Origin of the sequence: Mycobacterium sp. (assembly GCF_052143115.1) — a bacterium.
In the GTDB taxonomy this organism is placed as follows: Bacteria; Actinomycetota; Actinomycetes; order Mycobacteriales; family Mycobacteriaceae; genus Mycobacterium.
On the sequence record NZ_JBKQTQ010000039.1, the window covers coordinates 14,502 to 34,993 of the forward strand.

The window sequence follows — 20,492 nt, forward strand, 5'->3', positions numbered from 1 at the left end:
GGCGGTCGGCGACCGGCACGGCACTAATGCAGAATATTGGCGATCAGCGCAGGCAACTGGCTGGCCACCAGCGGGAAGCTCAGGGGCGACGCGAAGGCGATCGCCCCGGCCTGGTCCTTGGTGGTGAACACACTGCGCTCCCGAAGCGCCGCCACGTCGGGGTTGGCCAACAGCGCCGTTTGATCGTTCTCGTCGTCAGTCGTCCAGATCAGCAGATCGGCGGCACCAAGGACCGGGTTGATCTTGTCGCGCGGAATAAACGCACGCAGCTGATCCACCGCGAACGGGTTGATGCTGTCGGCGACGGTCAGACCCATCCGGGTCAAAAACTCGGTGCCCCAACCAATTGTCGCGACCACGTCGTCTTGGTGAAGCTTGCCCTGCAGCAGCAGCACCGTCTTGTTTTTGAACTGCGGATATTTATCCGCGACGCCGGCGAAAGCCTGATCGACACCGTTAATCAGGGATTTCATCTGGTCAGGCTGAAAAACCGCCCGGCCGATCGCCGTCGCCTGATCCTTCCACGGCTCGAAGAATGCGTAGCCGTCGGACTGCGGAATCGTCGGGGCGATCGCGGACAGCTTCTGGTAGGTGTCCTCGTCGACTCCGGCGTCGGTCGCGACGATCAAGTCGGGTTTCAGACCGGCAATCTGCTGAACCTGGATTCCGTTATCGAGGTTCAAGACAACGGGTTTGGCGTTGCCGAGTTTCTCTCGGGCCCACGGCCACACCGCGAACGGCTGGTCGCCGAACCAGTTGGTTACCGCAATCGGCACGACTCCGAGGGCCAGCAGATCGTCCTGCCCGGTGAAGCCGGCACTGACCACCCGCTTGGGCGGCTCGGGGACGGTCGTCTCACCGAAAACGTGCGAGATGGTCACCGACTCGCTGCCGCCGGCGCCGTTAGGCGCCGGTTTGTGCGACGAGCAGGCCGGGGGAGCCGCGACCACGAGCAGCCCCGCAGCCGCGCCGGCGCGCAGAAACCCGCGCCGACTCCATTGCTCTGGCATCGCGTGAGCCTACAGCGTTCGCTCAGGTCAGCGGCATGCCGACGTCGACGAAGTCCAGGGCGCGGTAGACGGTGTCGGCCGCGCCCGGACCGGGATCGTAGGCAGCCATTATCGCGCCGGCCAGCGCGCCCGCGAACACGCGCAGCTCGAAATCGTCAGCGTCGCGGCCGATTCGGGCTCCGATCGCTTCGGCGATCGAAGTGATGGTGCGGTATAACTCGTCGTACATGGCCGCCTTGAGTTCGGGTATCGAGAACATCAGCCGTTGCCGCGCGTTCTCGAACTCCTGTTGGTCCACCGACATGTTTTCCATGGTCACCTGGTAGGCGCGGCGGAGGGCATGCACCGGTGAGAGATCGGGCGGCTGGGCTGCCAAGGCGTCCATGATCAGCGCGTCCATGTCGTCGGCGAGCAACACCGACTCCTTGGTCGGGAAATAGCGGAAAAAGGTACTCGGTGAAACCTCGGCGGCCTCGGCGATCTGCTCGACGGTGGTGGCGGCATAGCCGTTTTCTTCGATCAGCCGAAACGCCTCCTGCCTGATGGTCTCGCGGGTCCTGATCTTCTTGCGCTCCCGCAGACCAAGGGTTGGGTCAATCGCCTGCATGAGGTCATTCTCCCGCACGCTTCGCCGAGATGGGGCGCAGGTGGCACGCTTCAACGCGTCGGCCATGGGCTGTAGTCGGCGATCAGCTCCTCCTGCGGCGGCCGCAGGTCGTCGGGCACATGCTGAAGGTTGATCCGAATCCGATACCAGATAGAACTCGGTCCGCGCATCCCGTCGACCAGAACGTCGGCCGGCTGCAGACGATCCGCCGCCGCGGGGTAACGGTCACGCCAGGTGTCCAGGGCGGCCATCGCCTCATCTTTGGTCTTGGTGCGGGCGATCTCGATGAGCGGCATCACCGACTGGCGCCGGGCCGTGCTGTCGCCGCGGCGTGCGCCTTTCGGCGCTTTCTCGGCGGGACCGAGTTCCTCGGCCAGCGCGAGCAGTCGTTCGAGGCCGGCGGCGGTGTCGTTGATGCCCGCCCACGGATCGCCGACCTCGGCGAACCGCTCCGGCACGGTCGTCATGGTAAACGAGGCCGGGTCGCAGTCGGCGACCTCGTCCCAATGCAGCGGCGTCGATACCCGCGCATCCGGCGTGGCGCGCACCGAATAGGCCGATGCGACCGTCCGGTCTTTGGCGTTCTGGTTGAAGTCGACGAAGACGCCCTCGCGTTCTTCCTTCCACCAGCGGCTGGTCGCCAGGTCGGGGGAGCGTCGTTCCACTTCCCGTGCCACCGTTTGGGCGGCCAGCCGCACCTGCCGAAACGACCAGCCCGGCACGATACGCGCATAGATATGGAAGCCGCGCGAACCGGACGTCTTCGGCCAAGCGGTCAGCCCATGATCCTCCAGCACCTCGCGGGCTATGAGTGCGACGTCGAGAATCTGCCGCCACTGCACGCCGGGCATGGGGTCCAAGTCGACGCGCAATTCGTCCGGGTGGTCGAGATCGTCGGCGAGCACCGGATGTGGATTGAGGTCAACGCAGCCCAGATTGATCGCCCAGGCCAGCCCGGCGGCGTCATGGATGACGGCCTCCTTGGCCGAGGTCCCGGATGCGTAGCGCAGCTCGGCGACGTCCACCCAGTCGGGCCGTTTCGCGGGCGCTCGCTTCTGGAAAATGGCCTCCTGCTCGATGCCCTTGACGAAGCGTTTCAGGATCATCGGGCGTCCGGCCACGCCACGCAGGGCACCGTCGGCGACGGCCAGGTAGTAGCGGATCAGGTCCAGTTTGGTAAGGCCGCCATGCCCGCTGTGAGCACCGTGACCGGGAAAGATGACCTTGTCCGGGTGGGTGACGTCGACCTGGCGTCCGCCCACGTCCAGTGACACCGGCCCCATGGGGTTGATGGTAATTCGGGAGGATTTTCCGGCCTGGGTGCGACGTGGGTCACATAGGGTGGAAGTCATGCCTAATCTCATCGATCTGCCTGGGCAGGCAGCAGCCAAGCTTCAGCAGTATGCCGAGCGTGGGGTGGCCGAACTGCACTACCTCCGCAAGATCATCGAATCCGGCGCGTTCCGGTTGGAGCCGCCGCTGAACTACGCCGCGCTGGCGGCCGACATTCGGAAGTGGGGCGAGATCGGCATGCTGCCTGCGCTCAACGCGCGGCGCACACCCAACCGCACGGCGATCATCGACGACGATGGCTCTCTGACGTACAAGGAACTCGACGAGGCCACCAATGCCGTGGCTCACGGGCTGCTGGCCAAGGGTGTCCGCGGCGGCGACGGGGTGGCCATCCTGGCGCGCAACCATCGCTGGTTTTCCATCGCGAATTTCGGCTGCGCGCGGGTCGGTGCCCGCATCATCCTGCTCAACAGCGAGTTCTCCGGTCCACAGATCAAGGAGGTCGCCGAACGCGAGGGCGCCAAGCTGATCATTCACGACGACGAATACACCCAGGCGGTCAGCCAGGCCGATCCGCCACTGGGCAAGCTGCGGGCCCTCGGCACCAACCCCGACAGCGACGAGCCGTCGGGCAGCACCGACGAGACGTTGGCCGACCTGGTCGCCCGGAACAGCAAATCGCCGGCACCCAAGGCCACCAAGCACGCGTCGATCATCATCTTGACCAGCGGCACCACCGGCACGCCGAAAGGCGCGAACCGCAGTACCCCGCCGACGCTGGCGCCGATCGGGGGCATTCTCTCGCATGTTCCGTTCAAGGCCGGTGAGGTGACCTCCCTGCCGTCGCCGATGTTCCACGCGCTGGGCTATCTGCACGCCACCATCGCGATGTTCCTCGGCTCCACCTTGGTGCTGCGGCGTCGCTTCAAGCCGACGCTGGTGCTGCAAGACATCGAAAAGCACAAGGCCACGGCGCTTGTGGTCGTCCCGGTCATGCTGTCGCGCATCCTCGCCGCGGTGGAACAGCTGGAGAATAAGCCCGATCTGTCCAGCCTGCGGATCGTCTTCGTCTCCGGCTCGGCGCTCGGAGCCGACCTGGCTGAACGGGCGCTCAAGGACATCGGCCCGGTGGTCTACAACATGTACGGCTCGACGGAGATCGCATTCGCCACCATCGCCGAGCCCAAGCACCTGCAACGCAATTCCTCGACCGTGGGGCCGGTCGTCAAGGGGGTGAAGGTCAAGATCTTCGACGAGAATGGCAACGAGCTGCCGAAGGGCGAGGTTGGGCGGATCTTCGTCGGCACGACGTTCCCGTTTGAGGGCTACACCGGCGGCGGCGGGAAACAGATCATCGACGGGCTGCTGTCGTCGGGCGACGTCGGGTATTTCGACGACGACGGCCTGCTCTATATCAGCGGCCGTGACGACGAGATGATCGTCTCCGGCGGCGAGAATGTCTTCCCCGCCGAAGTCGAGGACCTGATCACCGGGCATCCGGACGTGGTGGAGGCCACCGCGATCGGCGTCGAGGACAAGGAGTGGGGCCACCGGCTGCGCGCCTTCGTGGTGAAAAAGCAGGACGCCAGCCTCGACGAGGACACCGTCAAGCACTACATCCGCGACCACCTGGCCCGCTACAAGGTGCCGCGCGAGGTCATCTTCCTCGACGAGTTGCCGCGCAACCCGACCGGCAAGATCCTCAAACGCGAGTTGCGTGACCGCGAGGTCGACTAGCCACTAGCTCAGCCGTCGAACCCGGTTGCGCCGTCGAGTTGCTCGCGCAGGATGTCGATTTGCCCGGTGTGCCGGGCGGTCTCCTCGATCATGTGCACGTAGATCCAGCGCAGCGATACCGTCCCGAATCGGCGATGCGGCACCACGTGATCGAGGGGATAACGCGCGGCGATCCGCCGGGACTCCTCGCACTGCGTCTGATAGTCGGTTATCAGTGTTGGCAGTGATTCCTCGGGCAGGAACTCGAACTCCCAGGAGCGATCGTGCGTGCGACGGTTGTCGTCGTTTCGTTCCTGCAGAAGTTGATCGAACCAGCCGTATTCCGCCCAACGCAGGTGCTTGATCAGCCCGCCCACGGTTGTCGACGACGCCACGAGCCTGCGGCGCGCATCGCTATCGGAGAGACCGGAAACCTTGCGCACCACGATGTCTCGATAGTCGTCAAGAAATGACTCCAGCGTGGTGCGCTCGCCGGACAGTTCTTGCTCGCGGCGGTTGGGACGCTGCGTTTCTGCCATGACGGCGAAGCTAGCACCGCCCGCTCGTTCGCCGGATCAGCGCCGGTCCCGGATACTCCGGGTCACCTCGGCGGAAAGCTTCGGGTCGGTCAAAAGCAGCTCGATGAGCGCGCAAATGACCTCTTGCCCGGTGACGCGGGCGAATCCGAGTCGGTCGGCGGCTTCTCGCTGCCAGATGTCGAGGGCCCGGTGTGTGGCGGGGGACAGGTCGACGGTTCGCCGTGTTCGTTGGCCGCGGGACGGTTGGTCGAGCTTCTGTCGGAGGTTGGTCAGGCGTTCGGTCGGCGCCGCCGCGTCCGCGCGGGCGTGGGGCTTGGCTCGAAACGACGGGGAACTGGGTTCCATGCGGCTGGGTGACCTTCTCTTGGCGTGAGTTTTCAGTAGATCAGGACATAAGTATGTCCGTTAAAGCGGAGTCTCGCATCGGTGCCTGGCTGTCCGTGTCTGCGCAACGGATGCCGTGGTCAGCGCCGGCGGCCCGACTCATTCGGGCTGGGCCGATCGTCGGGACGATTGCATCGATTTATATCGACACGTCAGAGTGTGATTGCTGCATATAGAAGACAACGTGCCAGCCAGCGTCGTTAACGGCAATCGAAATAGTTCGCTATCTCGTAGTGAATGAAGCGGACGTGCAAAGTAATGTGTGCACATTACTGATAATTATCCTTACGTAATGAAGCACGGAGATACGGAGATCAGTAGACGCGTAAATCCCTTATAAGCAGGCAGTATAGATACATCCGTAGCTACTGAAGCCAGTACGGACGTGCCTCATGAGGTCATGAATGCAGTAATTCATGAATGGAACGCCACCAGCGGAGTGGGCATAGAAACCAGAAATAGCTGGTTGGAGTAATGCGCAATATTCTCAGCATTATTAAGGCACTAATTTAGCGTTTGCTAAGGATTGGGGTTTAGCGTTCTTGGTGTCAGTCCCTCAGATGACCCAGATGACGAAGGAGCAACCAAAATGTCGATCTCACTATCCACTTCGATGTCCTCGGCCCGTCGCCTAGCAGTTGGTGCGATCGGCGCAGGCGCCGTGGCCGGCGCAATGCTGTTCGGCGCGACGCCCGCGGCCAACGCCGCCTCCGCAGTACCAGCGCCCACCGTGGGTGGCCCGTATCACGTCGCCCCCGTGTTTTGGGGCCACCACCACCACACCAACGGCGGCTTCCACATCTTCTAGGCCTGGGGGAGGAGCGGTAGGCGCGGGCGAGCCGGATCCGCCCGGTGAATGGCGACTAGCCTCTCCCAAACGGAAATAGGGTCGCCGCTCCCGCCGAAGAAGAATCCACGCCGATCTGACAACAGTCAGGTCGGCGTGGATTTTTGTGTGCGGGACTACGGGTCGCGCGGCAGCCCGAGCAACCGCTCGGCGATGATGTTGAGCTGCACCTCCGACGTGCCGCCGTAGATGGTGGTAGCGCGGCTGGCCAGCAGGATCTCAGCCCACTTCCCGGCCAGCTCGTCGGGGTCGCCGATCGCGGCGTCCGTCCCGAATGAGGACACCCCGAACTCGGCGTAGCCCTGTGCGGTGCGCATCGACAGCAGCTTGGAGATTGCCGCTGACGGCATCGCGTCGCCGCCGGCCAACGTCAACAGCGTCGAGCGCATATTGAGCACCTTGGCGGCGTGGCCCTCGGCGATCAGTTGTCCGGCGCGGTTTTGGGCGATCTGGTCGAACTGCCCGTCGCGAATGAACTCGACGAACTGGTCGAGGTTGGCCAAGAACGGCGCCTCGCTGCCGCCGATCGACACCCGCTCGGCGGTTAGCGTGTTGCGGCTGACCTCCCAGCCCCGGTTGACCTCGCCGAGCACCAGCTCGTCCGGCACGAAGACGTCATCGATGAACACGGTGTTGAACATCGCGCCGCCGGTGAGCTCGCGCAGCGGCTTCACGTCCACGCCCTCGCTGCTCATGTCCAGCAGGAAGTAGGTGATGCCGTTGTGCTTCGGTGCGCTCGGGTCCGTCCTGGCCAGCAGCGCCCCCCACTGGGAGAACTGTGCCGCGGTGGTCCAGATCTTCTGTCCGGTGATGCGCCAGCCGCCGTCGGTCTTAGTCGCCTTGGTGCTCAGGCCGGCCAGGTCGGATCCGGCACCCGGCTCGGAAAACAGCTGGCACCAGATCATTTCGCCGCGGAACGTCGGCGGCAGGAAACGTTGTTTCTGCTCGTCGCTACCGAAGGCCACGATCGACGGCACGATCCACGCCGCGATGCCGATCGTCGGCCGCCTTACCCGCCCGGTGGTGAACTCCTGGGCGATGATGATCTGCTCGACGGGATTGGCCGCCCGCCCCCAGGGCTTGGGCAGATACGGCAGTACCCATCCACCCTCGGCGATGGCGGTCGCGCGTTCTTCGCGGGGTATCGCCTTGAGCCCGGCGACCTCGGCACGAATGTCCGCCCGCAGTTTCTCGGTGTCGGGATCGAGGTCGATGTTGAGCTCGCGCATCCCCGTGCCGGTCGCGGTATCGACCACCCGCTGCGGGTACTCGGATTTACGGCCGAAGCTGGCGGCCAGGATCAACGCGCGACGGTAGTAGACGTTTGTGTCGTGTTCCCAGGTGTATCCGATACCGCCGTGCACCTGGATGCAATCCTGCGTGCAGCGCTGCGCGGCCGCCGGCGCCAATGTCGCCGCCACCGCCGCAGCGAACTCGACCGCGGAATCCCCGATATCCCAATGATTTTCGCGGGCCTCGTCGACGGCGCGGGCCGCGTCCCACACGGCTGCGGTGGCGCGCTCGGTGTCGGCGATCATCTCGGCGCACCGGTGCTTGATCGCCTGGAACTGACCGATCGGCCTGCCGAACTGTTCACGGATCTTGGCGTATTCCGCCGCCGTGTCGGTGGCCCACCGCGCGACGCCGACGGCCTCGGCCGACAGCAGCGTGGATATCAGCGCGTGCGCGGCGACCACGCTGAGGTTGCTCAGCACCGCATCGTCACCGACCTCGACGGCGTTGGCGCGCACATGCGCGATGGGCCGCAGCGGGTCGACGCTCTTGACCGGCTCGATCTCGGGTTGATCGGCGCGCAGCACGACCCACTCTTCGCCGCTGTCGATCGCCACCGGCAGCACCAGCAGCGATGCCTCACCCGCCGCCGGCACCGCACGGACTTCACCGCGGATCACCAGCGCGTCTTCTCCTGCGCCGTGCCGCGTGGCGGTCAGCCCGGAATCCAGCGCGTAAGCGGCGATCGCCGACCCGGAAGCCAGGTCCATCAGCACCTTGGCCTCCGGGTCGTGTGCCGAGATCAGTGCACTGGCGATCGCCGACGGCACGAACGGGCCGGGTACCGCGCCGTAGCCGAACTCGGCCAGCGTCACGGCGAGCTCGAGAATGCCGAAACCCTGCCCGCCAACGGATTCGGCCAAGTGCACGCCCTGCAAGCCTTGTTCGGCCGCCGCTTGCCAGTACGGCGGTGGGTTGTTGACCGGTGTTTCCAGCGCGGCGTGCAAGACCTCCGATGGCGCCACCCGCGCCACCAGGGACCGCACCGAATCGGCTAGGTCTTGATGCTCAGGAGTTATCGCGATCGGCATTGGTCGCCTTCCGTTGGGCTCGATCCCCTCAATCTAATAACCGGTGGGTTGGTTGACCACATGGGCTAGCTGCTGCCCGTCTCGCAGCCGGCGGCAGTTCGCGACGGCCTCGACCAGATACCGCCGCATGGTGTCGACGGTGTACCAGGTGACGTGCGGTGTGAGCACGACGTTGTCCAAGCGCAGCAGCGGGTTGTCCGGCGGCACCGGTTCGACGTCGAAGACATCCAGGCCGGCGGCGGCCAACCGACCGCCGCGCAGCGCGTCGACCAGGGCGCCTTCGTCGACAATCGGGCCGCGTGAGGTGTTGATCAGCACCGCATCGGGCTTCATGCCGGCCAGCGCGTCGCGGCCCAGCAGCCCATGAGTGTCAGCTGTCAACGGCAGGTGCAGCGAAACGATATCGCTGCCGGCCAGCAGCTCCGGCAGCGGCCGCCAGCCGGGCAGCCCGTCATCGCGGGTGCTGGTATGCAGCACCGTGGCGCCCATCGCGGCGACGATGCCCGCGACCTGTTTGGCGACATTGCCGTAGCCGACCAGCCCGACAGTGCAGGCGCCGATATCGCGCACGGTCTCGCCCAACCGCGGATCGGACGGCCAGCCACGGCCCTCGCGGGTGGCCCGGTCCAGCGCCGGCAGGCGGCGCAGTGCGGCCAACATCAGCAGCACCGTTCCCTCGGCCACCGACGGCGCGTTAGCGCCGGGCATGTTGGCGACGGCGATGCCGCGTTGGGTGGCCGTCTCGACGTCGATGGTGTTGACCCCGGCGCCGAACTTGTGTACCAGCCGCAGTCGAGTCGCGCGCAATAGGTCGGCGGCCGAAAGCGGCCGCAGCACATGCCATATCACTTCGGCGTCGGGCAATTCCCGATAGAACGCGGCTTGTGAATCAGGAGTGTCGTCGTCGGCGCACCAACGGATGGCAAGCCAATCGGCTTCCGGCGCTAGGAAATCCAGCACCTTAGGTCCGGCAACGAAATGGGCGAGGACCCTTAGCGCCACCGCTTGGCAATCCATTTGGCGATGGTGTCCGCCTGCTCGCTGCGTGCCCCCGGTGTGGTGAAGTAGTGGTCGGTGTTGATGGCGCACTGCGATTTGTCACTGCTGGCCAGCGCGTCATGGATGCGTTGGGCATCCGAGGGAAACACACCGGTGTCGGCCTCGGCGTTGATCACCAGGGCCGGGCAGGTGATCCGGGCCAGATGCGGCTCGGCCCGGGTCTGGGCGGTCCGCAGGCTCCACATGGTCAGCCAGCTTCGCAGCGTGCAGGCCGCGGCGATGCCGTGCGCAGAACGGTTGGCCTTGGCCGGGAGGCCGGCATAACACATATTCGGCTGGCGTTTGGTCGGCTCGAGGGTTGGATCGACCATGCGGGGATCGGCCCACGTCCGCATCACGGTGAATGGGCGATCCGAAAAGCCCGCTGCCCGAACACGTTTCAATTCTTTTTCGGCCCAGTCGGTGATCGCGTTGTTGCGCGCCACCTGAGCTGACCGGTAACGGGTGAGGAACTCCGACGAGTACGGCGGCCCGTTGCGTTCGTTGAACAGGTCGAGGTCGGGATCGGTGGCGATCGGGTCGTTCTCGTCGACGACGGCGCCGTCCATCCAGGCGGTCAACACGTCCGGCCGGCCCGGGTGGGCCGCGCTGGCCACATAGCCGTCGGCCGGCGGCAGGTCGGCCAGCCCGGCCGCGGGCCGCATACCCGCCAGCGGCGTCACGTGCGACTCGACCGCCTGCGCCTGGTAGGCGGCCATCAATGATCCACCTCCGGAATTACCCAGCAGTACAATCGTTTCCACTGCTTGCGTTTCGTGCAGCCAGCGCACACCGATGCCGATGTCGACCAGCGCATGGTCGAGCAAAAAGCTGCTCTCAAAACCGCGGAACCGGGTGTTCCAGCCCAGAAATCCGATGCCGCGGGTCGCCATGTAATCGGCGAGATAGTGCTCAGAGAAGTCGATCTGGTAGTGCGCGGCGATCATCGCGACCTTCGGCTTGCGTCCGACGCCCCGGTGATACAGCCCCTGGCAAGGGTGTCCGCCCGCACCGGCGCGTCGGGCAGTCGGCGATGGCAGTCCGATGAATTCGCGGATAACCCCGGGCGTGCCGGCGGTGCGAGTCACCTCGGGCGGACCTCCTTGTAATAGATGGCACGGTAGAAGATGTTCGCCAACGTGTTGATGCAGGCCTGATCGTCGGGGGCGGCGGCCGGGCTCGACCCGGTACCGGCGAGTTGGAGATAACAGAACTGGTTCAGCATCGCCACGATCGCCACGGCGATCAACTGTGGGTCATCACCCGCGCAATAGCCTTGCGCTTGGGCGCGCCGCACCATTTCGGTGATGAAAGAGGTCGGGATTGCGCAAATGTCGACCCAGTACTGCGCGAAGTCGTCGTTGATCATCGCCAGCTGTGACACGCTGATCATCTCCGCCAACCGGTTTCGATAGGTGTGCCAATGCGCCGCCGCGGCCTGCTGCGCTCGCTCGCGATCGGATAGGCCATGCCGGATAACCGGCAGCGCCCGCTGGTTGACCTCGTCACGGAACCGCAGCGCCCACTCGCGGACCATTGCCTCTTTGGAGTCGTAGTAGTTGTAGAACGACGCGGTCGACCGGCCCGCTTCCGCGGCGATATCGGCGATGGTGGTGGCCAGGATGCCTTTGCGGGCAATGACTGTCCGAGCGGCGGCGTCGATCGCGGCCTGCGTTCGGCGGCCGCGGTTCGTCGGCAATCGAGTACGCTGGGTCGGCTGCTCGGACACGGTTGACACCGGCGCGCCTCCTTCGTCGTGACCGTGGGATCGCCGTGATCGCGGCAACGTCGCATTCGCTGGAACGGAACTGAATCTGATGTTAGGTTCAGATTCGGATCTCCGCCACGTAACCAGCGATGCGCAATGCCGAGGGAGGGGGCCGGGAGATGATCAAACCGCACAACACCAATTCCGAGTTCCAACTCGGCGGGATCAACCATGTCGCGCTTGTCTGCTCGGACATGGCCCGCACGGTGGACTTCTACACCAACATCCTGGGCATGCCGTTGATCAAATCGCTCGACCTGCCCGAGGGTGACGGACAGCACTTTTTCTTCGACGCCGGCAACGGTGATTGCGTGGCGTTTTTCTGGTTCGCTGACGCGCCCGATCGGGTGCCGGGCCTCTCGTCGCCGGCCGCCATTCCGGGCATCGGGGAGATCACCAGTGCGGTCAGCACCATGAACCACTTGGCGTTCCATGTCCCGGCGGAGAAGTTCGACGAGTATCGTCAGCGCCTCAAGGCCAAGGGCGTTCGGGTCGGCCCGGTGCTCAACCACGATGAAAGCGAGAAGCAGGTGTCGGCCACGCTGCATTCCGGTGTCTACGTGCGGTCGTTCTATTTCCAGGATCCCGACGGAATCACCCTTGAGTTTGCCTGCTGGACAAAAGAATTCACAACGACCGATACGCCGGCCGTGCCGAGGACGGCGGCCGATCGCCGCATCCCGGCCACCCATTAGCTCACCGCTCCGGATTCAGTCGCTGTACAGGCTCGGATCGGCGAGCTCGTCGAGGAGTGACGCGAGCTGGTCGATGAGTTGATTGGGATCGAGCCGCACCGCACCGGCCAGCCAGGCGCTGATCGTCTGCGCCACCCCACCGACCACGAAATGCGCGGCCGCCTTGATCCGGTCGTTCTCCGGTACGTGCAGTGCGTTTTCGACGTGGCGGCCGGAGAGCATCGCGAACAGCGCGTTGGATTCGACACGCTTGCGCACCAGCACGGCGTTGGCCAGTTGCGCGCTGAACAGCAGACGGCCCACCCGCGGATCGCCGCCGATTGTCCGGACCACGTTGGCCATGCCGGCGCGGGTCTGCTCCTGTGGCGGTGCGGCGGCCACCGCGGCCTGCGTGGTGGCGGCCAGGTCGGCAATCACCCAGTCGAAGACCGCTTCGACGAACTCGTCCTTGTCGGCGAAGCTTTCATAGAAGTAGCGAGCGGCCAGGCCGGCCCGCCGGCAAATGCCGCGAACAGTCAGCTCCGCGGCGTCCTGCCGATCGGCGCCTAGCAGATCGAGGCCAGCCCCCAGCAACTTGGACCTGCGGGTTGCCAAGCGGTCGGCCGCCTCGACGCCACGGTATGGCCGTGCGCTCGTGGTCGGGGCTGAGGCCATGAATCCCATCTTGACATCGGTCCGCGCCAAGCCGCAATATCAGGAAACAGGCGTTCTCACAATTAGCGGGTAGGTGTCCGATGACGGTCAGCGAGCCGATCAGCCATGTCGAGCGCGCGATGAGCGATCCGCCGATAGCCCGGTTGACGCGCCGCCGCACGCGCCGAGAAGTCCGTTTCGACGACGGGCTGATGGGCATGGCGCTGCTGCTCGGCCCGGCGAACGTGATCATGCAGCTGGCCCGGCCAGGCGTGGGCTACGGCGTGATGGAGAGCCGCGTCGAGAGCGGCCGAGTCGACTTGCATCCGATCAAGCGGGCCCGCACCACTTTCACCTATGTTGCGGTGGCGATGGCCGGTAGCGACGCGCAGAAGGCGGCGTTTCGCCGCGCGGTGAACCGCGCGCATGCCCAGGTTTACTCGACACCCGACAGCCCGGTGGAGTACAACGCGTTCGACCCGGACCTACAGCTGTGGGTGGCGGCGTGCCTGTACAAAGGCGGGGTCGACTTCTATCGCATGTTCGTCGGCGAGCTGGACGAGCAGGACGCCGACCGCCACTACCGCGACGGTATGGTGCTCGGCACCACCTTGCAGGTGCCACCGGAGATGTGGCCGCCGGATCGAGCCGCGTTCGACCGCTACTGGCAAGACCAACTGGACAAGGTCCACATCGACGACAGCGTCCGCGACTACCTGTATCCGATCGCCGTGGGTCGAGTGCGCGCAGTGACGCTGCCGGAGCCGCTGCGCCGGCTGCCGGAACGTCTCGCGCTGCTGCTCACCACGGGCTTTCTGCCGCAACGCTTTCGCGACGAGATGCGATTTTCGTGGGATGCCGCGAAGCAGCGCCGTTTTGACCGGTTGATCGCCATGCTCCGGACAATGAACAACGCGCTGCCGCGGTTCGTGCGGCGCTTCCCGTTCAACGTGCTGCTGTGGGATCTGGACCGACGGATAAAGGCCGGCCGGCCGTTGGTGTAGCCGAGCAAGTACCCCCTACGGGGACGGGGTCTTGTTCTACGACACAACGTCGTATTGAATGCCGTCGTGGCTGGACCGGGCGATTGCAGGCGACAAAGCGTGCTGCTGGGCGGGCGTAGGGTCGGTTCCCGTGCGTACTGACAACGACAACTGGGACATCAACACAAGTGTCGGTTCGACCGCGTTATTCGTGGCCACCGCTCGAGCATTGGAGGCGCAAAAACCCGACCCGTTGGCTGTCGACCCGTTTGCCGAAGTGTTCTGTCGCGCCGTGGGAGGAAACGTGGCCGACGTGCTGGACGGCAAACTTCCCGAACACCAACTGAAAACGCCTGACTGGGGCGAGTATTTCGTCAACTTCCAAGGCGCCCGCACCCGGTATTTCGACGACTACTTCCGACGTGCCGCCGACGCCGGCGTCCGACAGGTGGTCATCCTGGCCGCGGGTTTGGACTCCCGCGCCTATCGGCTGCCGTGGCCCGCCGAGACGACGATCTTCGAGTTGGACCGTCCTCAGGTTCTCGATTTTAAGCGTGAGGTTCTCGCCGAACAGGGAGCCAAACCCAACGCCGAACGCCGTGAGGTTGCCATCGACCTACGCGAGGACTGGCCGCAAGCATTGCGGGACAGCGGATTTGATATCGCCAAGCCGTCGGCCTGGATTGCCGAAGGTCTGTTGATCTATCTCCCGGCCGATGCCGAGCAGCAACTGTTCACCGGCATCGACGCGCTGGCCACCCCGGCCAGCCACGTCGCCGTGGAGGATGGCGCACCGATGGCGCCCGACGACTATGCGGCCGCCGTCGCAAAAGAGCGTGCGGCCACCGCCGACCAGCGCGTGTTCTTCCAACTGCTCTACAACGAGCGGCATGCTCCGGCCGATCAGTGGTTCGACGAGCACGGCTGGACCGCGGTGGCGACCCCGTTGGCCGACTACCTGCGCGAGGTGGGCCGGCCGGTTCCGGGACCGGATGTCGAGGCCGGGCCGATGGTCGCCCGCAACAGATTAGTCAGAGCCGTCAAAAAGTGAAGAAGCTATGCCGTAGAGTCAGCCGCTAATGACACCCATTTTCATTAAGCTGCGGTTCGATCGTGCCGACGGCGTCGGGGAGCCTTGCGTCTCGCCGGCGATCCGGAGGCCGTCGCGGGGAGGCTGTTTTGTGGACTGACGTGCAGCGGTTGGCTTTCCGCGACGCCGCGACCGAGACCACGAATCGACCCAATCCGTGCATCTCGACACTTAGCTTATGCAATGCTAACTTCGGCCCGAGGTTAGCTTAGGCAACACTATGTCTGAAGGGATACGGGGCGTGGAAACCGCTGACACCGGCATGGTTGCCACACGGCCGGCGACGGCCCGGGTGGATGACGACCTAACGAGCCGATTCGCTAACTGTTGCCGGGCGCTTGGGCTGACCGTCTACGACCGAAAGCGACCGGCCGACCTGGCCGCCGCCCGGTCCGGGTTCACCGCGCTCACCCGTATCGCCCATGACCAGTGCGACGCCTGGGTCGGGCTGGCCGCCGCCGGCGACGCGTCTACCCGTGTGCTGGAAGCGATTTCGGGCGCGGCGGCGACCGCGGGGCTCTTGCAGCGCCAGGCGGAACTCGCGCCGGGCGCCCTGGGGTTCCACTACGACACCGGGCTGTATTTACAGTTCCGCGCGACCGCACCCGACGACTTTCACCTCGCGTACGCCGCGGCACTGGCAGCCGAGGGGCAATTCGCCGACGCGCACAAACTGGTCATCGACGTCACTCAACGTCGGCCGAGCTCGCGGGAGGCCCGCTGGGTCGCGGCCACCATCCAGTACCGGGCTGAGCGCTGGGCGGATGTGGTCAAGCTGCTGTCGCCGATCGTCAACGACCCCGGTCTCGACGAGCGCTTCGCGCATGCCGTCAAGATCGCCCTGGGGATCTCGCTGGCGCGGCTGGGCATGTTTGCTGCGGCGTTGTCTTATCTCGAGGAGCCCGACGGTCCGGTCGCTGTCGCCGTGGTGGACGGCGCGCTGGCCAAGGCGCTGGCGCTGCGCGCCGACGGCGACGAGGACACCGCACGAGAGGTGCTGCAGGACCTCTACGCCGCCAACCCGGAGAACGCCCAGGTCGCAGAGGCACTGACGGATTCCAGCTTCGGGATCGTGCCCACCACGGCGGATCGCATCGACGCGCGCATCGACCCGTGGGACCCGGCCACCGAGCCCACGCCCGGCGATTTCGTCGACCCCGGAGCCCAGGAACGCAAAGCCGTGTTGCTGTCCGAGGCAGAACGCCAGCTCGGTGAGTTCATCGGCCTCGAGAGGGTCAAAGACCAGGTGGCGCGGCTCAAGAGCGCGGTAGCAATGGAATTGGTACGCAAGGAGCGGGGGCTGGAGGTGGCGCAGCGCACCCACCACCTCGTCTTTACCGGGCCGCCGGGTACCGGCAAGACCACCATCGCCCGTGTCGTCGCGAAAATCTATTGCGGCCTTGGCCTGTTGAAGAAGGAGAACATCAAAGAGGTGCACCGCGCCGATTTGATCGGTCAGCACATCGGGGAGACCGAGGCCAAGACCAACGCGATCATCGACAGCGCACTCGACGGTGTGCTGTTCCTCGACGAGGCCTACGCCTTGGTGGCCACCGGCGCCAAGAACGACTTCGGTCTGGTGGCCATCGACACGCTGCTGGCCCGGATGGAGAACGACCGCGATCGGCTGGTGGTCATCATCGCCGGCTACCGCGCCGACCTGGATCGGTTCCTCGACACCAACCAAGGTCTGCGGTCGCGGTTCACTCGCACCATCGACTTCCCGTCGTACCAACCCGCCGAGCTGATCGAGATCGCCAACTTCATGGCACAAAAACGCGACAGCGCCTTCGAACAGCCTGCGCTCGACGATCTGGAAGCATTGTTCGCCCACTTGGCCAACATCACGAAACCCGATACTGCGGGGGTAGAACGCCGCGGTCTGGATATCGCCGGCAACGGCCGGTTCGTCCGTAACGTCGTCGAAAAGTCCGAAGAAGAACGCGAATTCAGGTTGGACCACAGTGAACACGCACAAACCGGTGAATTCACCGACGAGGAGCTCATAACGATCACCGCTGCCGACCTGGCCAACACGGTGCCGGGGCTGCTGGAAGGTCTCCGCTTGGAGGTGCCGGCATGACGAGCCGCGAGCCCGGCGACGACCGACGCTCGTTCGCGTCGCGTACCCCGGTTAACGACAATCCCGACAAGGTGGTCTACCGCCGCGGCTTTGTCACCCGCCATCAGGTGAGTGGCTGGCGATTTGTGATGCGCCGGATCGCATCCGGCATCGCGTTGCACGACACCCGGATGCTGGTCGAGCCGTTGCGCACCCAGACTCGCGCGCTGCTGATGGGCGTGCTGATGGTGATCACCGCGCTGGTGGGTTGCTTCGTGTTCTCGCTGATCCGGCCCAATGGGTCGGCGGCCAATAACCAGGTGCTGGCCGACCGGTCCACCGCCGCGTTGTATGTGCGGGTCGGCGATCAACTGCACCCGGTGCTGAATCTGACGTCGGCCCGGCTGATCGTCGGTCGGCCGGTGAACCCCACAACCGTGAAGAGCAGTGAGCTGGACAAGATTCCGCGCGGCAACCTGATCGGTATTCCGGGTGCCCCTGAGCGGATGGTGCAAAACACCAGCAAGGACGCCGACTGGACAGTGTGCGATTCCATCGCTGGCCCGGCCGCCGGGGTCACGGTGATCGCCGGAACCCCGGACAGCACCGGCACCCGGGCCGCCCCGTTGAGCGCCGGACACGCCGTATTGGCCAGTGACGGCACCAGCACCTGGCTGCTGTGGGACGGTCGCCGCAGCCGGATCAACCTGGCCGACCACGCAGTTACCGGCGCGATGGGCCTGGGTAGCGACATACCTGCGCCGCGGCCCATCGCCGTCGGCCTGTTCAACGCGGTCCCCGAGTCTTCGCCACTGTCGGCGCCGGCCATCCCGGACGCCGGAAGCCCACCGCGGTTCAGCCTGCCGGTGCCCGCACCGATCGGCGCCGTGGTCGAATCCCATGGCTTGGATGCCACCTCAGCCAACAGCATGCTCTACTACGCGGTGCTGCCCGACGGCCTGCAGGCGATCTCGCCGGTGCTGGCCGCGGTCCTGCGCAACTCCAACTCGTACGGTCTGGATCAGCCGCCGCGGCTGAGCGCCGATCAGGTCGCCAAGCTGCCGGTGTCCCGGATGCTGGACACCAGCCGCTTTCCCGATCAGCGGATCAGCCTGGTCGACGCCGCCCACGATCCGGTCACCTGCGCGCACTGGAACAAGCCGGCCGGCGCGACCACGAATTCGCTGACGTTGCTGACCGGTTCGGCGCTTCCGGTGTCGGAGGCGGTGCACACCGAAGACCTGGTCGGCGCCGGAACCGGTGGCACCGCGAGCCGGGTCGCGATGGCGCCCGGGACCGGGTATTTCACCGCGACCGTCGGCCAAAACGCGGCTTCGCCGGCCGCCGGCTCGCTGTTCTGGGTCTCCGACACCGGGGTACGTTTCGGCGTTGACAATGAGGCCAACCAGGCTGGTGTCAATGGGCCCGCCAAAACCGTTGAGGTCCTTGGCCTGAACCCGCCGCCGACTCCGATCCCGTGGTCGGTGCTGTCGTTGTTCGCGCCCGGCCCGACGTTGTCACGTGCCGACGCACTGCTCGCCCACGACGGCCTGGCGCCAGATTCCCGACCCGGTCGTACCGCAGCGCAGGGGGAGAACCGGTGAGCCGACTGATCTTCGAGGCCCGCCGACGGCTGCCACCACCGGCCACCCGCAAGGGCACCATCAACATCGAAGCACCTCCGGAACTGCCCCGGGTGATTCCGCCGTCGATGTTGCGACGGGCCCTGCCGGTGGTGATCGTGCTGCTGATCGTCGGCATGATCGTCGCCTTGGTAGCCACCGGGATTCGGCTGATCTCCCCGCAGACACTGTTCTTCCCGTTCGTGTTGCTGCTGGCCGCCACCGCGTTCTACCGCGGTAGCGACAACAAGAACCGCACCGCGGAAGTCGACGCCGAACGGGCCGACTATTTGCGCTACCTGTCGGTGGTTCGGGACAACATCCGGGCTCAGGCCGCCGATCAACGTGTCGCGGCCGAGTGGTCGCATCCTGATCCGACAGATTTGGCCGCGATACCCGGCTCACGGCGCCAGTGGGAACGTGACCCCCACGACGCCGACTTTCTGGTGGTGCGGGCCGGCCTGCACTCGGCAACGCTGGACACCGCATTGCGGGTCAACGACACCGCCGACGAGATTGACCTGGAACCGGTGTCGCACAGCGCATTACGCAGCCTGCTGGACACCCAGCGCACCGTCCGCGATGTTCCGACGGGTATCGACCTGACCAAGGTGTCCCGGATCACCGTGCTCGGCGACGGGGACGAGGTGCGCGGGGCGATACGGGCGTGGATCGCTCAGGCGGTGACCTGGCACGACCCGACGGTGCTCGGCGTCGCGGTGGCTGCTCCGGATCTCGAGGCGCCGGAATGGTCGTGGCTCAAGTGGCTGCCGCACGTCGACGTTCCCGGCGAACTCGACGGCGTCGGCCCGGCCCGTTACCTGTCCACCAAACCCGACGAGCTGGCCGCGCTGCTCGGCCCGGCGCTGACCGACCGCCCGGCATTCACCGGCGGGCCGGGTGATGCGTTGCGGCACTTAGTGATCGTGATTGACGATCCCGACTACGACCTGGGTGGCTCGGCACTGGCGGTCGGCCGGGCCGGGGTCACCGTCGTGCATCGATCGGCGAAGGCACCCCATCGCGAGCAATATTCAGATCCCGAACGGCCGATCCTGCGGATTGCGGACGCCGCCATCGACCGCTGGCACACCGGCGGCTGGCAGCGCTACATCGACAGCGTCGACCAGCTGGGCGCTGACGACGCCGGCCACCTCGCGCGCCGACTGTCGCGGTGGGACTCCAACCCGACCCACAGCGGCCTGCAATCGAGCGCGACCCGCGGCGCGGCATTTACGACGCTGTTGGGAATCCCGGACGCGTCCCGGTTGGACGTGCCGACGATGTGGGCACCACGACACCGCGACGACGAGCTGCGGGTTCCGATCGGTGTCACCGCGACCGGCGAGCCGCTGATCTTCGACCTCAAGGACGAAGCCGAGGGCGGGATGGGTCCGCATGGCTTGATGATCGGCATGACCGGCGCGGGCAAGTCGCAAACGCTGATGTCGATCCTGTTGTCGCTGTTGACGACTCACTCCGCTGACCGGTTGATCGTGATCTACGCCGACTTCAAAGGTGAGGCCGGCGCCGATATCTTCCGCAACTTCCCGCAGGTCGTCGCCGTGATCTCGAACATGGCCGAGAAGAAGGCGTTGGCCGATAGGTTCGCCGACACGCTGCGCGGTGAGGTCGCGCGTCGGGAAATGATGCTGCGTGAGGCCGGACGGAACGTGCAGGGCAGCGCGTTCAACTCGGTGACCGAATACGAGAACGCGATCGCCGCCGGACATGATCTGGCGCCCATCCCGACGCTGTTCGTGGTCGCCGACGAGTTCACCCTGATGCTCGCCGACCACCCCGAGTACGCCGAGCTGTTCGATTACGTTGCGCGCAAAGGCCGCTCGTTCCGGATCCACATCCTGTTCGCGTCGCAGACGC

At 65.5% G+C, this 20,492-nt stretch carries 18 protein-coding genes; 8 read left to right on the forward strand and 10 right to left on the reverse strand.

The window, feature by feature from the left end:
* Nucleotides 1-23: 23 nt before the first annotated feature.
* From ACLQI9_RS04045 to ACLQI9_RS04055, 3 genes are read right to left on the reverse strand one after another with little or no spacing between them, the layout of a single operon-like run.
* Nucleotides 24-1,010 (reverse strand): ABC transporter substrate-binding protein, encoded by a 987-nt coding sequence (locus ACLQI9_RS04045; RefSeq protein ID WP_442391115.1) that lies wholly within the window; start codon nucleotides 1,008-1,010, stop codon nucleotides 24-26.
* Between the two features lie 22 nt (nucleotides 1,011-1,032).
* Nucleotides 1,033-1,617: an acyl-CoA-like ligand-binding transcription factor gene (locus ACLQI9_RS04050; protein ID WP_442382117.1), complete on the reverse strand. Its 585-nt coding sequence runs from the start codon at nucleotides 1,615-1,617 to the stop codon at nucleotides 1,033-1,035.
* Between the two features lie 50 nt (nucleotides 1,618-1,667).
* Nucleotides 1,668-2,900, reverse strand: a complete 1,233-nt coding sequence (locus ACLQI9_RS04055) for a DNA polymerase domain-containing protein (RefSeq protein ID WP_442382119.1) — start codon at nucleotides 2,898-2,900, stop codon at nucleotides 1,668-1,670.
* Between the two features lie 67 nt (nucleotides 2,901-2,967).
* On the opposite strand from ACLQI9_RS04055, the gene fadD2 reads away from it, so the two are divergent.
* Nucleotides 2,968-4,647 (forward strand): long-chain-fatty-acid--CoA ligase FadD2, encoded by a 1,680-nt coding sequence (gene fadD2 / locus ACLQI9_RS04060; protein WP_442382116.1) that lies wholly within the window; start codon nucleotides 2,968-2,970, stop codon nucleotides 4,645-4,647.
* Nucleotides 4,648-4,655: 8 nt separating this feature from the next.
* Here the strand turns inward: fadD2 and ACLQI9_RS04065 are convergent, their stop codons facing one another.
* On the reverse strand, nucleotides 4,656-5,165 hold the full coding sequence (locus ACLQI9_RS04065) for a DinB family protein (protein ID WP_442382115.1): 510 nt from the start codon (nucleotides 5,163-5,165) through the stop codon (nucleotides 4,656-4,658).
* Nucleotides 5,166-5,201: 36 nt separating this feature from the next.
* The gene (locus ACLQI9_RS04070) at nucleotides 5,202-5,510 is read right to left on the reverse strand and encodes a hypothetical protein (protein WP_442391117.1); all 309 of its coding nucleotides are present in this window, start codon (nucleotides 5,508-5,510) and stop codon (nucleotides 5,202-5,204) included.
* A gap of 628 nt (nucleotides 5,511-6,138) precedes the next feature.
* On the opposite strand from ACLQI9_RS04070, the gene ACLQI9_RS04075 reads away from it, so the two are divergent.
* Nucleotides 6,139-6,357 (forward strand): hypothetical protein, encoded by a 219-nt coding sequence (locus tag ACLQI9_RS04075; protein ID WP_442391119.1) that lies wholly within the window; start codon nucleotides 6,139-6,141, stop codon nucleotides 6,355-6,357.
* 155 nt (nucleotides 6,358-6,512) lie between these two features.
* On the opposite strand, the gene ACLQI9_RS04080 is transcribed toward ACLQI9_RS04075, so the two are convergent.
* Genes ACLQI9_RS04080 through ACLQI9_RS04095 form a run of 4 tightly spaced genes read right to left on the reverse strand, consistent with a single transcriptional unit; the run spans nucleotide 6,513 to nucleotide 11,457 of the window.
* Nucleotides 6,513-8,720 (reverse strand): acyl-CoA dehydrogenase, encoded by a 2,208-nt coding sequence (locus ACLQI9_RS04080; RefSeq protein ID WP_442391121.1) that lies wholly within the window; start codon nucleotides 8,718-8,720, stop codon nucleotides 6,513-6,515.
* 33 nt (nucleotides 8,721-8,753) lie between these two features.
* Complete coding sequence (locus ACLQI9_RS04085) at nucleotides 8,754-9,737, reverse strand: 2-hydroxyacid dehydrogenase (protein WP_442391123.1); 984 nt, start codon at nucleotides 9,735-9,737, stop codon at nucleotides 8,754-8,756.
* On the reverse strand, nucleotides 9,713-10,846 hold the full coding sequence (locus tag ACLQI9_RS04090; RefSeq protein WP_442378357.1) for an alpha/beta hydrolase: 1,134 nt from the start codon (nucleotides 10,844-10,846) through the stop codon (nucleotides 9,713-9,715). The genes ACLQI9_RS04085 and ACLQI9_RS04090 overlap by 25 nt, the downstream gene beginning before the upstream one ends.
* Nucleotides 10,843-11,457 carry a TetR/AcrR family transcriptional regulator gene (locus ACLQI9_RS04095; RefSeq protein ID WP_442378360.1) on the reverse strand — a complete coding sequence of 205 codons (615 nt, stop codon included), beginning with the start codon at nucleotides 11,455-11,457 and terminating at the stop codon, nucleotides 10,843-10,845. Before ACLQI9_RS04095 ends, ACLQI9_RS04090 begins: the two co-directional genes overlap by 4 nt.
* 188 nt (nucleotides 11,458-11,645) lie before the next feature.
* Between ACLQI9_RS04095 and ACLQI9_RS04100 the strand changes: the two genes are divergently transcribed.
* The gene (locus ACLQI9_RS04100) at nucleotides 11,646-12,221 is read left to right on the forward strand and encodes a VOC family protein (RefSeq protein WP_442378356.1); all 576 of its coding nucleotides are present in this window, start codon (nucleotides 11,646-11,648) and stop codon (nucleotides 12,219-12,221) included.
* Between the two features lie 15 nt (nucleotides 12,222-12,236).
* Here the strand turns inward: ACLQI9_RS04100 and ACLQI9_RS04105 are convergent, their stop codons facing one another.
* Nucleotides 12,237-12,875, reverse strand: coding sequence for a TetR/AcrR family transcriptional regulator (locus ACLQI9_RS04105; RefSeq protein ID WP_442378355.1), 639 nt, complete (start codon nucleotides 12,873-12,875; stop codon nucleotides 12,237-12,239).
* Between the two features lie 80 nt (nucleotides 12,876-12,955).
* Here ACLQI9_RS04105 and ACLQI9_RS04110 point away from each other — a divergent pair, with 80 nt between their 5' ends.
* From ACLQI9_RS04110 to eccCa, 5 genes are all read left to right on the forward strand, one after another.
* Nucleotides 12,956-13,858, forward strand: coding sequence for an oxygenase MpaB family protein (locus ACLQI9_RS04110; protein ID WP_442378354.1), 903 nt, complete (start codon nucleotides 12,956-12,958; stop codon nucleotides 13,856-13,858).
* A gap of 130 nt (nucleotides 13,859-13,988) precedes the next feature.
* Nucleotides 13,989-14,888 (forward strand): class I SAM-dependent methyltransferase, encoded by a 900-nt coding sequence (locus tag ACLQI9_RS04115; protein ID WP_442391125.1) that lies wholly within the window; start codon nucleotides 13,989-13,991, stop codon nucleotides 14,886-14,888.
* 301 nt (nucleotides 14,889-15,189) lie between these two features.
* On the forward strand, nucleotides 15,190-17,010 hold the full coding sequence (eccA, locus tag ACLQI9_RS04120; protein ID WP_442391135.1) for a type VII secretion AAA-ATPase EccA: 1,821 nt from the start codon (nucleotides 15,190-15,192) through the stop codon (nucleotides 17,008-17,010).
* Entirely contained in the window at nucleotides 17,007-18,593 is a 1,587-nt protein-coding gene (gene eccB / locus ACLQI9_RS04125) for a type VII secretion protein EccB (protein WP_442391127.1), read from the forward strand. The genes eccA and eccB overlap by 4 nt, the downstream gene beginning before the upstream one ends.
* Nucleotides 18,590-20,492, forward strand: a 1,903-nt coding sequence (eccCa, locus tag ACLQI9_RS04130; protein ID WP_442391129.1) for a type VII secretion protein EccCa, incomplete at its 3' end; no start/stop codon positions are given. The genes eccB and eccCa, both read left to right, overlap by 4 nt.

Bases quoted from the DNA above. Each gene is read 5' to 3' on its own strand.
- eccB (WP_442391127.1), top strand. From the start codon at position 17,007: ATGACGAGCCGCGAGCCCGGCGACGACCGACGCTCGTTCGCGTCGCGT.
- ACLQI9_RS04110 (WP_442378354.1), top strand. From the start codon at position 12,956: ATGACGGTCAGCGAGCCGATCAGCCATGTCGAGCGCGCGATGAGCGAT.
- ACLQI9_RS04070 (WP_442391117.1), bottom strand. From the start codon at position 5,510: ATGGAACCCAGTTCCCCGTCGTTTCGAGCCAAGCCCCACGCCCGCGCG.
- eccA (WP_442391135.1), top strand. From the start codon at position 15,190: ATGGTTGCCACACGGCCGGCGACGGCCCGGGTGGATGACGACCTAACG.
- ACLQI9_RS04085 (WP_442391123.1), bottom strand. From the start codon at position 9,737: ATGGATTGCCAAGCGGTGGCGCTAAGGGTCCTCGCCCATTTCGTTGCC.
- fadD2 (WP_442382116.1), top strand. From the start codon at position 2,968: ATGCCTAATCTCATCGATCTGCCTGGGCAGGCAGCAGCCAAGCTTCAG.
- ACLQI9_RS04045 (WP_442391115.1), bottom strand. From the start codon at position 1,010: ATGCCAGAGCAATGGAGTCGGCGCGGGTTTCTGCGCGCCGGCGCGGCT.
- ACLQI9_RS04100 (WP_442378356.1), top strand. From the start codon at position 11,646: ATGATCAAACCGCACAACACCAATTCCGAGTTCCAACTCGGCGGGATC.
- ACLQI9_RS04080 (WP_442391121.1), bottom strand. From the start codon at position 8,720: ATGCCGATCGCGATAACTCCTGAGCATCAAGACCTAGCCGATTCGGTG.
- ACLQI9_RS04065 (WP_442382115.1), bottom strand. From the start codon at position 5,165: ATGGCAGAAACGCAGCGTCCCAACCGCCGCGAGCAAGAACTGTCCGGC.
- ACLQI9_RS04050 (WP_442382117.1), bottom strand. From the start codon at position 1,617: ATGCAGGCGATTGACCCAACCCTTGGTCTGCGGGAGCGCAAGAAGATC.
- ACLQI9_RS04105 (WP_442378355.1), bottom strand. From the start codon at position 12,875: ATGGCCTCAGCCCCGACCACGAGCGCACGGCCATACCGTGGCGTCGAG.
- ACLQI9_RS04075 (WP_442391119.1), top strand. From the start codon at position 6,139: ATGTCGATCTCACTATCCACTTCGATGTCCTCGGCCCGTCGCCTAGCA.
- ACLQI9_RS04055 (WP_442382119.1), bottom strand. From the start codon at position 2,900: ATGGGGCCGGTGTCACTGGACGTGGGCGGACGCCAGGTCGACGTCACC.